This is a genomic window from Novosphingobium malaysiense (assembly GCF_000802225.1).
Lineage (GTDB): Bacteria > Pseudomonadota > Alphaproteobacteria > Sphingomonadales > Sphingomonadaceae > Novosphingobium > Novosphingobium malaysiense.
In genome coordinates, this window is sequence record NZ_JTDI01000001.1 from 184,732 (window position 1) to 198,081 (window position 13,350).

Here is a 13,350-nt window from a genome sequence, read left to right on the forward strand (position 1 = left end):
CATCACGCAACCTCCACCAGCATCGCGCCCCCCTGCCCGCCGCCGATGCATTCGGTGGCAATGCCGCGCTTTCCGCCCGTGCGCCGCAGCGCGTTGACGAGGTGGAGAACGATGCGGGTGCCGCTGGTTCCAACCGGGTGACCGAGACTGACGGCGCCGCCATCGATATTGAGGCGCGCCCGATCGATCATTCCCACCGGCGCATCCAGCCCGAGCACCTCGCGGCAGAAGTCGGCGTCCGCGAACGCCTCGAGGCAAGCCAGAACCTGCGCAGCAAAGGCCTCGTTGATTTCCCAGAGGTCGATATCGTCGAGCGACAGCCCGGCGCGCGTCATCAGTGGCGAGGAAGAAAGCACCGGCCCCAGCCCCATGACCTTGGGATCGAGCGCAGCCCATTCGCTGTCGCGTATGGTCGCGAGCGGCGTCAGTCCATGGCGAGAGACCGCTTCGTCGGACGCCAGGATCATCCAGCATGCGCCGTCGGTTACCTGGCTGGCGTTGCCGGCGGTCACATCGCCGTAAGGCTCGAACACCGGCTTGAGCTTGCCCAGCGCCTCGATGGTGCTGTCGGCGCGCACGCCGTCATCGTGGTCATATGCAGTGCCATCGGGCGCGAACATCGCTTCGACTTCGCCTTCCAGCCAGCCTTCTTCCTGCGCTTTCGCCAGCCGGCGGTGGCTTTCCAGCGCATAGTCGTCCGCCTGCCAGCGAGTGATGCCGAAGCGGTGGGCCAGTTCCTCTGCGGTCTGCCCCATCGACATGCCGGTGAAGGGATCGGTGAGCCCCTGCTTCAAGCCGATTTCGGGCGAGAGGAAACCCAGTTCGAACTGCGTCAGCGCCTTGACCGTCTGGCCCGGCGTCTTGGCCTGCTGGAACTCGGCCAGCCACTCGGTCGCGTCATCGGCAAGGATCAATGGCGCGCGGCTGAGCGCTTCGGTGCCGCCGGCCAGCACCATGTCCATGTCCCCATGGGCAATCGCGCGGAAGGCGTCGTCGAGCGACTGCATGCCCGAGCCGCAATTGCGGTGCACCGTCCAGGCGGGCATCTGCTCGCCGCAGCCAAGCCGCATCGCGGCCACGCGCGCAACGTTCATTTCCCCCGCGATCTGGTTCGCGCAGCCGACGATTACCTGATCGAAGGCATCCGGCGCAAAGGGCTGGCGCATGAGCAGCGGGCGGCCGCATTGCACGGCGAGATCGGCGGGGCTGAACGGTCCGGGCTTGCCCCGCGCCTTGATGAAGGGCGTGCGCGACCCGTCGATTACGTGGACGGGACGGGCTTGCGATCGGGCTGATCGGGCGATGGCTTCTGCTCCTCTTCCGTTTTGCTGCGTCCGGCAAGAACGCCAGTCAGTTCGTCGGGATCGAAATCGTCCACGGCAATGACCGCCGCGACCGCTTCCTCGGCAGCGGCAAGCGCCTGCTGTTCGGCGTCGTTGAGCGCATCGGCACCCAACTTGCGGCGGCGATCGCGCAGCGGCTGGGTTTTCTCGACGAGATCGAGCGCGACCTCGAGCTTGGAAAGCGATGCGTCGGGCGGGCCTTCATGGACGCCGCAGGCGACGCGGTCGCGCTGCGCACCGCTCTTGAGAATGGCGTCGGCACAGGCGAAGATGCACTCGTCCGTCGGGCCGCGCGGATGGCTGCGGAACGGCAGGGTCACGGCGCGCAGCACCTTGTCGAGCACAGGCACCGGGAAGTTCACGAAGATCGCATCGAAACGGTCCTCGATCCGCGAGAACCCGGTCTCGCAGGCCCATTCCACCAGCGGCAGGTCTTCCTTGAGGCAGCCGTCGTCCTGCCAGCGCTTGAGCACGGCGCTGAGCAGATAGAGTTCGGCCAGGATGTCTCCATAGCGGGCCGAAACCGCTTCCTTGCGCTTGAGGCCCCCGCCGATGGCAATCAGCGCGCCTTCCGCCGCCGTGGCGAGCGCGGCGCTGTAGCGCGACATCTGCTTGTAGTAGCCTTTGACCGGCCCGGCCTTGGGGGCGCTGGCAAAAACACCGCCCGACCAGGCCGAGGTCATCGAGCGGGCCAGATTGCCCATGATGTGCGCCGCGTGCTTCCACACGACGTCGTCGAAGGCGGCAAGGCCTTCCTCGTCGTCGCTGCTGAGCGCGGCCATCTCGTCGATGAGATAAGGGTGATCGCGCGTCGCGCCCTGCCCGAAGATGATCAGGCTGCGCGTGACAATGTTCGCACCTTCGACGGTTATACCCACCGGCACCGAGCGATAGACATTGCCGAACCAGTTGAGCGGCCCGTCAATGATCGTCTTGCCGCCATGCACGTCCATGGTGTCGTTCACCGCTTCGCGCATGCGGTCGGTCGCGTGATATTTCATGATGGCCGAGACGATGGAGGGATGATGCCCCTGATCGATCCCGGCACAGGTGAAGCGCCGCGCGGCTTCCAAAAGATAGGCCGTGCCGGCAAGGCGGCCGAGGCGCTCCTTCACGCCCTCGAACTTGCCGACGGGGATGCCGAACTGTTCACGCACCCGCGCATAGGCACCTGTCGTACGAGCACCCAGGCACGCCGCCGCCGTGGCAAGCGAAGGCAGCGAAATGCCGCGCCCGGCCGCCAGCGCCGCCATGAGCATTTTCCAGCCCTGCCCGATCTGCTCCTGCCCGCCGATAATCGATTCAATGGGTACGAAGACGTCCTCGCCCGAAACCGGGCCGTTCTGGAAAGCCTGCATCGAGGGCAGATGGCGCCGCCCGTGCTGCAGGTTGGGCGTATCGGTGGGAATGAGCGCGACGGTAATGCCGCGGTCTTCCTCGTCCGAAAGCAGATGCTCCGGATCGCGCAGCTTGAACGCCAACCCCAGCACCGTCGCGATCGGCGCCAGTGTGATGTAGCGCTTGGAAAATGTCAGGCTGATGCCGAGCTGCTCGCGTCCATCCACCATGCGGCGGCAGACAGTGCCGCTATCCACCATCGCCGAGGCATCCGAGCCGGCCTCTTCGCTGGTGAGGGCAAAGCAGGGAATTTCGCTGCCATCGGCAAGGCGCGGCAGCCAGTGCTGCTTCTGCTCGTCGGTGCCGAACTGCAGCAGAAGCTCGCCTGGGCCCAGCGAGTTGGGCACCATGACCGTAACCGCCGCGGTTACCGACCTCGTCGAGATGCGCTTGACCACTTCGCTGTGGGCATAGGCGCTGAAGCCGAGGCCGCCGTGCGCCTTGGGAATGATCATCCCGAAGAACTTCTCGCGCTTCAGGAAGTCCCAGATATCGGGCGGCAGGTCCATGTCGATGGCCGAGATGCGCCAGTCGTCGAGGCGGTCACATAGCTCCGCAACCGGGCCGTCGAGAAACGCCTGCTCTTCGGGCGTAAACTCCGGCACGGTCATCGCCTGCATGGCCTTCCAGTCCGGGGCGCCGGAAAACAGCTCGGCATCCCACCAGACGTCCCCCGCTTCCATCGCCTCGCGCTCGGTGGGCGAGAGCGAGGGCAGACTGCCGCGCGCCCAATGGAAGATCGGGCGAGTGGCGATGCGGCGACGCAGGGATTTGAGCATGGCGGTCTTTCTCGTTTCCGGAACGGTTTCGCGGCCTTCAGGCCACTAATGAGCGGTGCCCGGTGCTGGTTCCGCCGGAGTCCTGGCCCAAGGCAAAAAAGGCGGCCAAGAATTGTGGTACACTGTCCGGAACAGATCGGGTTGCTGCAACGCTGATAGAATGAGAGAGAATTTTGCTGTGCTCAATAGCAAGGAGCAACTAATGACAGACGAGCCCATTCACCGCACCGGTCAAGAGGCACGCGGCGGCGACATCATCCTCAACACCCCGGCCAGGCGGGCGATTTTCATCAGCGGCCTTGTCGGGATGGTCATTCTTGCCCTGCTGGGCTTCGCCCTGGTCTAGGACATGGCGAACGCCCCCTCCTTCGAGGAAACGCAAGGTCTGCGCGATGCCATGGTCGAACGGCAGATCCGCGGCCGGGGCATCAGCGACGAGCGCCTTCTGAATTCCATGCGTCAGGTCCCGCGGCACATGTTCGTCGACGAGGACTTGCGCCACCGCGCCTATGACGACAGCGCGCTGCCCATTGCCGCCGGCCAGACCATCTCGCAGCCCTATATCGTCGCCCGCATGATTGCCGCGGCCGAGATCGGCCCGCAGGATCGGGTGCTCGAAGTCGGGCTGGGCTCGGGTTATGCAGCAGCGGTCATGAGCAGGATGTCCGCGCAGGTTTTCGCAATCGACCGCATTCCCGAACTGGTGGAACGGGCCAGGGAAATCCTGGCGGAACTCGGATACGACAACATCAAGGTCTGTACGGGGGACGGCACCTCCGGCTGGCCGGAAATGGCGCCTTTCGACGTGATCGTCGCATCCGCCGGCGCACCGCAGGTGCCGCCAGCCCTGCTCAGCGAGCTCGCACCCGGTGGGCGCCTCGTCATCCCTGTCGGCGATGAGGGTCTGCAAAGGCTCCTCCTTGTCCGCCGCGTCGGCCCGGACGCTTTCGAGGAAAGCGAACTGGAGCCCGTCCGCTTCGTGCCCCTGATAGGCGAGCACGGATGGAGCGCCGATCCCGGCGCCTAGAACCGATACGTCTCGGCAGCGGTGTCGTGAAACAGCCGCTCCTTCTCGTACTCGCTGCAATTCTCCGCAAGGCGCTTGAAGGCGTTCCAGACCGTGCCGAAGCTCGCGGCGATCCGGTCCGGCGGAAAATTGCTGGCGAACATGCAGCGCTGCGGCGTGAAAGCAGCAATGCAATGCTCCACCAGTGGTTTCCAACGCGCAGCCAGTTCCTTCGAACTCGCAGTTCCGGTGTGCGCCAGCATGCGTCCGGTAACATCCATCCCCATGCCGCTCAGCTTCACTCGCACGTTTGGCCGTTCGGCCAGACGGGAAATGGAGTCGCGCCACTCTTCCATGGCCTCGTCCGCCCTTCCGGCATAGCGACCGCGCAGATCGGGCGTGCCGACATGGTCGAGCACGATCTGCAGGTCAGGCAGCGCATCGGCCAGAGCGATCAGCTGCGGCAATTGCGGATGCAGACACCAGACGTCGAGACTCAATCCCATGCGCGCCAGCTGCCGGGCACCTTCCACGAAGCGCGGATCGGCAAGCCGGTCCTTTGCCGCCGGGTCCGCCGGGCCGCCGAACAGGCCCGCTTCGCTGTAGGCAGTGTTCATGCGTATGCCGCGAAAGCGCTCGCCCGCTGCCCGGCAATGGGCTTCCAGCACCGGCGCAGCCGCTTCGCCCAGGCAAAGATTCACATTCCCGACGATCCGGTGCGCCAGACGAACTGGTCCGTAATTACCGCTCGCGCTCATGGCGGCAATGCCATTGGCGAACTCGGTCTCGCCCAGCGAGCGCATCTCCTCCGGGCCATTGTCCCGATACATCGCATGGCATTCGACGAAGACGCTGTGTGTGATCCGGTGGCCACTATCGGCGATCGCCCGCACGGATTCGTCGAAGAGGAAGCACTGCGAGTCCTGCAATCCACCGGGCACGGGTTGGATATGCCAGTGATGCAAATGCGGATCGATGATCGCGCGTTCCGGGTCGAGCGGGGCTTGGTCGGCCATCAAGGCTGCTCCGTGATAACAGGGACGGGATTTTCAGGCTTCGCTCAACTGATCGTGAAGCCGCCATCCACGGCGATCACCTGATTGGTCACCAGCCGCGCCATCGGCGTCGCGAAGTACAGCACGGCCGAGGCGATGTCGCGCGGGCTGCAGTGGCCCAACGGCGGCTTGCGATTGCCCGGCCCCACCGGCGGAGGCCCTTCCGCGCCGATTGCACCGGGCGTCCCCACGCCGCCCGGCAGCACGGTGTTGACGGTGATGGCATGTTCGGCGAGTTCGAAAGCCGCACTCGTCGTCAGCGCGGCAACCGCACCCTTGGAGGCCATGTAGGCCGCCAGCCCCTGCACGAACTGGCCGACGAGCCCGGACGAGGCGCAGTTGACGATGCGGCCACCCTCGCCCTTGGCGATCATCGCCTGCGCCACTTCGCGGATCATCAGGAAGGGGGCGCGGGCATTCACGCTATTGATGCGCTCCCAGTGATCGACGGTGCCTTCGAGCAGCATCTCGCGGTGCTGCAGGCCCGCGTTGTTCGCCAGCAGCCAGGGCGCGCCATGTCGCATCACCGCTTCCGCACAGGCGCCGACGATCGAGCCCTCGTCGGTCAGGTCCACCGCCACGAAATCGGCCGCGGCCCCCGCGTCGATCTGCGCCCTGGCGCCCGCCTCGTCGCGGTCGGCAATGACCACCGTGGCGCCCGCCTCGGTCAGCAGTTCGCAGATGCCCACACCGATGCCGCTGGCCCCGCCGGTGACGAGCGCGACGCGCCCGGTGAGATCGAATGGTCCGCTCATGTCTTGAGTATTGCCTCCCGCGATGGTGTCGCCATGGCGCGAATGGCCTCGCCGCGCCCGTCGATGACCGAACGCTGGCGCGCCCGCTCCAGATTATCCTCGCCGCCCGCGATCGCGATTGGACCATTGGCGAGGTTCGCCAACGCCTTGCGCGCAACGGACGCCGGATCTTCGGCCTTGGACGTGTCGATGCCCAGCCGCTCCATCGCCGGCGTGGCGGTAAAGCCGATCACGAAGTGCAGCACGTCGACCCCGAATGCCGAACATTCCGCCCACAGCGCCTCGGTGAATGTCCGGCTGAACGCCTTGGCCGCGGTGTAGGTCGCCAGCGAGGGCGAACCCATGTAGCCGGATAGCGATCCGGTGAGGATGATGCCGCCCCTTCCCCGTTGCTTCATCAGCGCGCCGTAGTGTCGCGCGAATTCGGTCTGTCCCACCACGTTGATGGCGATGACCGAACGCGTCACTTCGGCGGGCAAATCGACGAAGTTGCCGCGCGTGTTGTTGGCCCCGGCGTTGTAGAACAGCAGACCGATCTCGATGTCGTCGGTCGCCTCTCGCACGCGGGCGAGCACATCGCCTTGCGACAGGTCGGCGCTGACGATGCGCACCCGCCGGCCGGTATCACGCAACTCGCTTGCGAGCGCCTCGAGCGGCTCCAGCTTGCGCGCGGTCAACACCAGATCGAAGCCGTCCGCTGCCAGTTGCCGCGCGCACTCGGCGCCGACACCTTCCGACCCGCCGACGACAAGCGCCCAGGGGCCATAGCGTTCAAGATCCATCTTTCCGGTCCTCTCTCCGGCCGACCGGGAAACGTTCCTCCTCGGTCCATTGCCATGCATGGCCATAGTGCACGGTTTGAACCGGCTTCACATACCCCTGAGCATCGCCGCGATGATCTATGCCTCCGCAGCCCGCCAGGACCGGCATGCCCCCGACCGCGCGCGCGTTCCCTACCTTACGCGCCCCCGCCGCTCACGACCCTGCGGTAGAGGTGCCAGGTCGCATGACCGAACACGGGGAGCGCCACCAGCAGTCCCAGGAACAGCGGAATCATGGCCATGAAGATGCCCGCCGCGATCCACACGGCCCACGTCACCATGACGAAACGGTTCGACCGCACCGTACCCAGGCTGACGATAATCGCAGTCAGAAAGTCGACCTCCCGATCCACCAGCATCGGCAGGCTGACGACCGTCACGGCAAAGAAGGCCAGCGCCATTACTGCGCCGACAACAGTCCCGACGACCAACATCGCGATCCCGGCCGGGGTCGTGAACAACGCCAGCGATTCCGATCCGATACCGGATTCCGCCATGAAGACAGCGAAGATGCCGTGCGCGATCATCAACCAGAAGCCAAAAGCAACGAATACGATGACGCCCATGCTCAGGATCTGCTCGTCGCCCCGTCCGCGCATGGCGCCAAGCACAGCCGACCATGACCTCGGCAATCCCTCCTCTCGGCAGCGGCTCACTTCATAGAGCCCGACCGCAACGAAGGGCGCCAGCAGCGGGAACCCAGCCGCGGCCGGTATCAGCCAAACCACCGCGCCCCAATTGAAGAGCGCGTAATAGAGGAAAATTCCCGCGGCCACGTAAATCCCGCCAAAGAACAGCCCGAACACCGGGCATGCCGCGAAATCGCGCCAGCCTGCCGCCAGCGCTGCGCAAAGATCCCCCAAGCGAAGATCGCTCGCCACCGTGACGGGCGCGAGTTGTACCTGTTCGCCCACCTGCATGACACCTCTCCCAAACAGAAGCGTGCCGGGATGGTGCATCAGGTCGAAAGGGGTGGCAAGCACTGGCGACCGCAATCCCCGCCCATCATTAAAAAGGGGCGCGGAAGCTTTAACTTCCGCGCCCCTTTTTATCCGTCCGCAGCCTGGGATCAGGCGGCCTGCTTGTGCCGCTCGTTGGCTTCGAGGTTGAGCAGGTCTGCCATCTCGAACGCCAGTTCGATCGACTGCGCGCCGTTGAGGCGCGGGTCGCAATGCGTGTGGTAGCGATCGCCGAGACGTTCGTCGGTGATGGCGATGGCGCCGCCGGTACACTCGGTCACGTCCTGCCCGGTCATCTCGATATGGATGCCGCCCGCATGCGTGCCTTCGGCGCGATGGACCGCGAAGAAGCCGCGCACTTCGGAAAGGATGCGGTCGAACGGACGGGTCTTGAGACCCGATTCGGTCTTGATGACGTTGCCGTGCATCGGATCGCACGACCAGACGACGGGGTGCCCTTCCGCCTTCACCGCGCGCACCAGTTTGGGCAGGCCGGCTTCGACCTTCTCGTGGCCGAAGCGGCTGATCAGGGTGATGCGACCGGCCTCGCGCGAGGGGTTGAGCGTGTCGAGCATGCGCAGCAGCGCGTCGGGCTCGAGGCTCGGGCCGCACTTCATGCCGATGGGATTGCCGACACCGCGCAGGAACTCGACGTGGGCCGAACCCTCGAAGCGGGTCCGGTCGCCGATCCACAGCATGTGCGCCGAACAGTCGTACCAGTCGCCGGTCAGCGAATCCCGGCGGGTGAGTGCTTCCTCATAAGGCAGCAACAAGGCTTCGTGGCTCGTGTAGAAGCTGGTACCTTGAAGCTGCGGCACGGTTTCGGGATCGACACCGCAGGCCGCCATGAATTCGAGTGCCTCGCCGATACGGTCCGCCATCTGCGAGAACTTCTCGCCCCAGGGGCTGCGGCTGATGTGATCGAGCGTCCACTGGTGAACCTGGCGCAGGTTGGCATAGCCGCCGGTCGCGAAGGCGCGCAGCAGATTGAGCGTCGCTGCCGACTGCGCATAGGCTTTGAGCATGCGCTCGGGATCGTTGCGGCGGGTTTCCTCGCCGAACTCGATGGCGTTGATGATATCGCCGAAGTAGCTGGGGTATTCCTCATCGCCCTGCGTTTCGGTGGGGGCCGAGCGCGGCTTGGCGAACTGCCCGGCCATGCGGCCCACCTTCACCACCGGCTGCTTGCTGGCGAAGGTCAGCACAACCGCCATCTGCAGCAACACGCGGAAGGTGTCGCGGATGTTGTCAGGGTGGAATTCGGCGAAGCTCTCGGCGCAGTCCCCACCCTGGAGCAGGAAACCGCGACCCTCGGCCACTTCGGCCAGGTCCTTCTTGAGTTCGCGCGCCTCGCCGGCAAAGACCAGCGGCGGATACTTTGCGAGCGTGGTCTCGACCTCGCTCAGCTTGTTCGCATCGCCATATTCCGGAAGGTGGCGCGCTTCCTGCGCCTTCCAGCCGTCCGGGGTCCAGTTGCTAGCCACTTCATCTACTCCTACGTCCCGGCGCACACAGCGCCGGACAGAAACAAGGGGCGCTCCCTTAGCGCTCGCGGGCAATTTTTGCAAAGCCGCTTTGCTCGATCACACTGATCGATTGCGCGGAGCTGCCGCTAAGGGCGCTGAAGCGAACCGGAATTACCGGGTGGCGATATTCGCCTTGGTATCCTCCGGGACCACCTCCAGGCGCCAGGAATTATCCTTGCCGAGGTAACGCGCAGCGAGCTGCTGCATCTTCTGCGGGGTGGTCACGGTGTAATCGCTGAGAACCGAACGCACGCTGCCGATACGGGTCGGATCGCTGGTTGCCCCTTCGAGCTGGCTCATGAAGAACGACGTGCTCGAAGCAGCACGCGTGACCTGCTGACGCAGCGGCTCGGTGACAAGTTCGAGTTCGTCGGCGGTGGGCGGATTGGCGATCAGATCCTCCGCGATTTCGTCGGCGGTCTGGAAGAACACCGGCACCGACTTGGGATCGAGCTGCGCCATGGCGGTGATCGACCCGCCCGCCTGCATGTCCACCGGCCAGGTCGAGAAGACGTAAGGCGCGTAGGACACGCCCAGCTTCTCGCGTATCGCGTCGAGCAGGCGATTGGTGAACAGTTGCGTGAGGATCTCGAGCTGACGCGATTCGTGGATGCCCATCGAGCCACCGCCGGTCGGCCAGGATATGACCGCCGCTGCTTGGTCCGGGTCTCCGTGGTGGTGCAGCACGATCGGCTTGTCGGAAGGCTTGGGAACCTTCACTTCGGCGACATCCGCCGTCGAGGGTGCCGGTGCGCGCGGCTTGAGAGCGCCGAAGGTCTTTTCAAGCGCCGCGATGGCCTTCGCCTTGTCGAAATCGCCGAATATCTGGACTTCGACCGGTCCCTGCGAGAGGGCCTTGCTCCACACGCGCTTGAACCCTTCGGGCGTCGCCGCCTCGATCTCGGCCGGCGTCGGCGTCGCGAAGCGTTCGTCCTTGCCGCGCTGGTAGAACTGCAGATCGCGGTTGAGCACGCCCTGCGGCGAAGTGGAGAACGTGTCGTACTGGATCTTCGCTGCCGCCTTCGCCCGCAGGAACGGGTTCACGTCCCACTTGGGCAGGTCGAGCTTGGCCGCGAACAGATAGAGCTGATCGGCCAGGTCCTGCGGCCGCGTTTCGGCGGAAAGCTGGAACGTCGCATCCTGAACGTCGAAATCGAAACCCATCTTGCGTCCGGTCGCGATACGGTCGAGGTCTTCCTGGCCCAGCGTCGCCAGGCCCGAGCCTACGAGCGCATACTGGCCCAGCGTGATGTAGGGCGCATCCTTTGGATCGATCGAGCGGTACCCGCCGCCGAAACGAACCTTGACCATGACGCGGCCAGGTTCCTCGGCCACAGGCCAGAGCAGCACCTTGACGCCGTTCTCGAAAGTGAGCTGCTCGATATCGAGCAGGCCTGTCGGCGTATCGGACACCGGCTCCGCCGGAGTGCCGATGGCGGGCAGCTTGTCGAAGGAGACCGGCTTGGCCTCGGCCGCCATGCGAATGCTCTGGTCCGGCTTCACCGGTTCCAGCAGCGCCTGGTGCAGCTGCTTGTCCGTCACTTCGCCGGGCTTCTGCACGGTAAACAGGGCGCGCTTTACAGTGCCGGAGAACAGCTTGCGCGTATGTTTCAGCACGGCTTCGGGCGTAAACAGCGGCTTGGATTCGCGGAAGATCTGCAGCACGTCGTCGGGCGCCGCGACCGTCTCGCGAATGTCCAGGGCATTGACGAGATCGTCCGCCAGCTTCGAGCCGGGCAGGATGCGCTGCTGTTCAACCGGCACCTGGAACGCCACGTCGAGCTCGGCCACTTCGCGATCGATCTCTTCCTGCGTCGGTGGCCGGGAAACGGCATCGGCGATCACCGCACGCACGTCGTGGAGCGCCGCCTTCCAATCATCGCCCAGCGGCGTGACCGAAACGAACGTAGCATCCGCTGAGCGCGACACATCGTCCTGGTTGACCGAAGCGGAAAGGAAACTGCCGCCCGCGCGCGCCTTGGATTCCAGCCGGCGGTTGATGATCGCCTGGGCAATCGAGTCCGTCATCAGCCCCTGGTTGTAGACGATGGTGTCGTTGACCTGACGCCACGGGCGCAGGATCGCATACATCAGCGAAGGGGGCAGATCCGGCTCGACCAGAACACGGGTCTCACCCACCGGGTTTTCCGGATCGGCGCCCTTGGGCGCCACGGGATCACCGAAACTGGGCGCGGTCGCCTTCGGTCCCGAAGCCGACCAGTCGCCGAACCACTTGCGCACGTAGGATTCCAGCATGGCCGGATCGGCATCGCCGGCGACGATCACCGTCACGTTGTCGGGCCTGTACCACCGCTCGTAGAAGGCCCGCACGGACTTTGGCGTCGCGGACGTGAGCGTGGCGACAGTGCCGATCGGCTCCCGTTCCGACAGCGGCTGCCCGGCGTAGAAGACCTGCTGCATCGCATCCTGCACGCGCTTGGCCGCCCCGCCGCGCTCGCGCATTTCGGCAAGGACGATCGGCAGATCCTTCTTGAGGTTGGAAGCCGAAAGCGTCGGTGCCGTGACCATCCCTGAAAGCAGCTTGAAGGTCTCGTCCAGCGAGGCCGGCGTCGCATTGGGCAGGTCGAGCTGGAACACCGTCTGCGTGGTGGTGGTCTGCGCATTGGTGTCGCTGCCGAAGGTCGCGCCCAGACGCTGGAAAGCGGCGATGGCGGTCCCTTCGGCGAGGTACTTGGACTGACGGAACAGCATGTGTTCCAGCAGGTGCGCATAGCCGCGTTCGGAATCGGATTCGTAGAGCGAACCGGCATCGACGCGAATGCGGATGGATACCTGCCCCGGCGGCACGCCGTTCTTGCGCACCGCATATCGCAGGCCGTTGGACATCTCTCCGAAATGCCAGGCCTTGTCGTGCGGAACGTCGCTGTTCTTGTAGAGCCACGGTTCCTGCTGATCGGCCAGCAGCGTAGGCGGCACGACTGGGTCCTGAGCGAAAACAGGCTGAGCCGGAACCTGGGCAAGAACAAGCAGACAGGCAAGCGAGCGAGCGGCGCGCGGGAATTTGATCATCACTGACGCTATAGGGTCATAGGGTATTAAGGGCCAGTGAATAGAGTGCGAGACTTGACCGCTCGCCCACTTCACCTACATCGCCAGTGTCATGTTCATAGAAACCGAAACCACGCCGAACCCCGCCACACTCAAGTTCCTGCCCGGGCGGCAGGTCATGCCGGCGGGTACCCGCGAATTCACCTCTCACGAAGAGGCTGCCGCGTCTCCGCTGGCGCAGGCGCTTTTCGATCTGGGTGACGTTACCGGCGTCTTCTTCGGTCAGGACTTCATTTCCGTTACGGCAGCACCTGGCGCAGAATGGCCGTCGCTCAAGCCGCAGGTCGTTTCCATCCTCCTCGATCATTTCGTCTCGGAAGCGCCGCTTTTCGCGGGCGGCGACGCCAGCGACATCGCCGTGCCGGCAGAAGCGGACCAGGATTTCGGAGACGATCCCGCCGATGCCGATGTCGTTGCGCAGATCCGCGAACTGATCGAAACGCGCGTCCGCCCGGCCGTTGCCAACGACGGCGGCGACATCGTCTATCGCGGTTTTCGCGAAGGCGTGGTCTTCCTCACGATGCAGGGCGCCTGTTCGGGATGCCCCTCTTCGACGGCTACGCTCAAGCACGGTATCGAGAGCCTTCTGAAGCACTACGTACCGGAAGTGACGGAAGTCAGGGCTGCCTGACGGCAGGG

At 64.9% G+C, this 13,350-nt stretch carries 11 protein-coding genes; 3 read left to right on the forward strand and 8 right to left on the reverse strand.

Translation table 11 applies throughout. The features are described from left to right. Positions 1–2: 2 nt before the first annotated feature. Both LK12_RS00725 and LK12_RS00730 read right to left on the reverse strand, forming a co-directional pair. On the reverse strand, positions 3–1,304 hold the full coding sequence (locus tag LK12_RS00725) for an acetyl-CoA C-acetyltransferase (protein ID WP_039278158.1): 1,302 nt from the start codon (positions 1,302–1,304) through the stop codon (positions 3–5). Then, a complete protein-coding gene (locus LK12_RS00730) occupies positions 1,262–3,520 on the reverse strand; it encodes an acyl-CoA dehydrogenase (RefSeq protein ID WP_039278160.1) in 2,259 nt (752 codons plus the stop codon). Before LK12_RS00730 ends, LK12_RS00725 begins: the two co-directional genes overlap by 43 nt. 202 nt (positions 3,521–3,722) lie before the next feature. Here LK12_RS00730 and LK12_RS00735 point away from each other — a divergent pair, with 202 nt between their 5' ends. Further along, positions 3,723–3,866: a peptide ABC transporter permease gene (locus LK12_RS00735; RefSeq protein ID WP_156135342.1), complete on the forward strand. Its 144-nt coding sequence runs from the start codon at positions 3,723–3,725 to the stop codon at positions 3,864–3,866. Between the two features lie 3 nt (positions 3,867–3,869). Then, a complete protein-coding gene (locus LK12_RS00740; RefSeq protein WP_039278165.1) occupies positions 3,870–4,547 on the forward strand; it encodes a protein-L-isoaspartate(D-aspartate) O-methyltransferase in 678 nt (225 codons plus the stop codon). On the opposite strand, the gene LK12_RS00745 is transcribed toward LK12_RS00740, so the two are convergent. The 6 genes from LK12_RS00745 to LK12_RS00770 all read right to left on the reverse strand — a co-directional run bounded on the left by LK12_RS00745 (position 4,544) and on the right by LK12_RS00770 (position 12,672). Then, positions 4,544–5,542 (reverse strand): amidohydrolase family protein, encoded by a 999-nt coding sequence (locus LK12_RS00745; RefSeq protein ID WP_039278167.1) that lies wholly within the window; start codon positions 5,540–5,542, stop codon positions 4,544–4,546. The two genes, LK12_RS00740 and LK12_RS00745, sit on opposite strands and share 4 nt — an antisense overlap. Before the next feature lie 44 nt (positions 5,543–5,586). Then, positions 5,587–6,336 (reverse strand): SDR family NAD(P)-dependent oxidoreductase, encoded by a 750-nt coding sequence (locus LK12_RS00750; protein ID WP_039278170.1) that lies wholly within the window; start codon positions 6,334–6,336, stop codon positions 5,587–5,589. Next, on the reverse strand, positions 6,333–7,118 hold the full coding sequence (locus LK12_RS00755; protein WP_039278172.1) for an SDR family NAD(P)-dependent oxidoreductase: 786 nt from the start codon (positions 7,116–7,118) through the stop codon (positions 6,333–6,335). The genes LK12_RS00750 and LK12_RS00755 overlap by 4 nt, the downstream gene beginning before the upstream one ends. Positions 7,119–7,294: 176 nt before the next feature. After that, complete coding sequence (locus LK12_RS00760; protein WP_039278176.1) at positions 7,295–8,077, reverse strand: DUF2189 domain-containing protein; 783 nt, start codon at positions 8,075–8,077, stop codon at positions 7,295–7,297. Positions 8,078–8,226: 149 nt separating this feature from the next. Further along, positions 8,227–9,600, reverse strand: coding sequence for a class II 3-deoxy-7-phosphoheptulonate synthase (locus LK12_RS00765; protein ID WP_039278178.1), 1,374 nt, complete (start codon positions 9,598–9,600; stop codon positions 8,227–8,229). Positions 9,601–9,753: 153 nt separating this feature from the next. Then, positions 9,754–12,672, reverse strand: coding sequence for a M16 family metallopeptidase (locus tag LK12_RS00770; protein WP_039278182.1), 2,919 nt, complete (start codon positions 12,670–12,672; stop codon positions 9,754–9,756). A gap of 91 nt (positions 12,673–12,763) precedes the next feature. Here LK12_RS00770 and LK12_RS00775 point away from each other — a divergent pair, with 91 nt between their 5' ends. After that, positions 12,764–13,342, forward strand: coding sequence for a NifU family protein (locus LK12_RS00775; RefSeq protein WP_039278184.1), 579 nt, complete (start codon positions 12,764–12,766; stop codon positions 13,340–13,342). The last annotated feature ends 8 nt before the right edge of the window (positions 13,343–13,350 follow it).

Bases quoted from the DNA above. Each gene is read 5' to 3' on its own strand.
- LK12_RS00730 (WP_039278160.1), bottom strand. From the start codon at position 3,520: ATGCTCAAATCCCTGCGTCGCCGCATCGCCACTCGCCCGATCTTCCAT.
- LK12_RS00735 (WP_156135342.1), top strand. From the start codon at position 3,723: ATGACAGACGAGCCCATTCACCGCACCGGTCAAGAGGCACGCGGCGGC.
- LK12_RS00740 (WP_039278165.1), top strand. From the start codon at position 3,870: ATGGCGAACGCCCCCTCCTTCGAGGAAACGCAAGGTCTGCGCGATGCC.
- LK12_RS00745 (WP_039278167.1), bottom strand. From the start codon at position 5,542: ATGGCCGACCAAGCCCCGCTCGACCCGGAACGCGCGATCATCGATCCG.
- LK12_RS00750 (WP_039278170.1), bottom strand. From the start codon at position 6,336: ATGAGCGGACCATTCGATCTCACCGGGCGCGTCGCGCTCGTCACCGGC.
- LK12_RS00755 (WP_039278172.1), bottom strand. From the start codon at position 7,118: ATGGATCTTGAACGCTATGGCCCCTGGGCGCTTGTCGTCGGCGGGTCG.
- LK12_RS00760 (WP_039278176.1), bottom strand. From the start codon at position 8,077: ATGCAGGTGGGCGAACAGGTACAACTCGCGCCCGTCACGGTGGCGAGC.
- LK12_RS00770 (WP_039278182.1), bottom strand. From the start codon at position 12,672: ATGATCAAATTCCCGCGCGCCGCTCGCTCGCTTGCCTGTCTGCTTGTT.
- LK12_RS00775 (WP_039278184.1), top strand. From the start codon at position 12,764: ATGTTCATAGAAACCGAAACCACGCCGAACCCCGCCACACTCAAGTTC.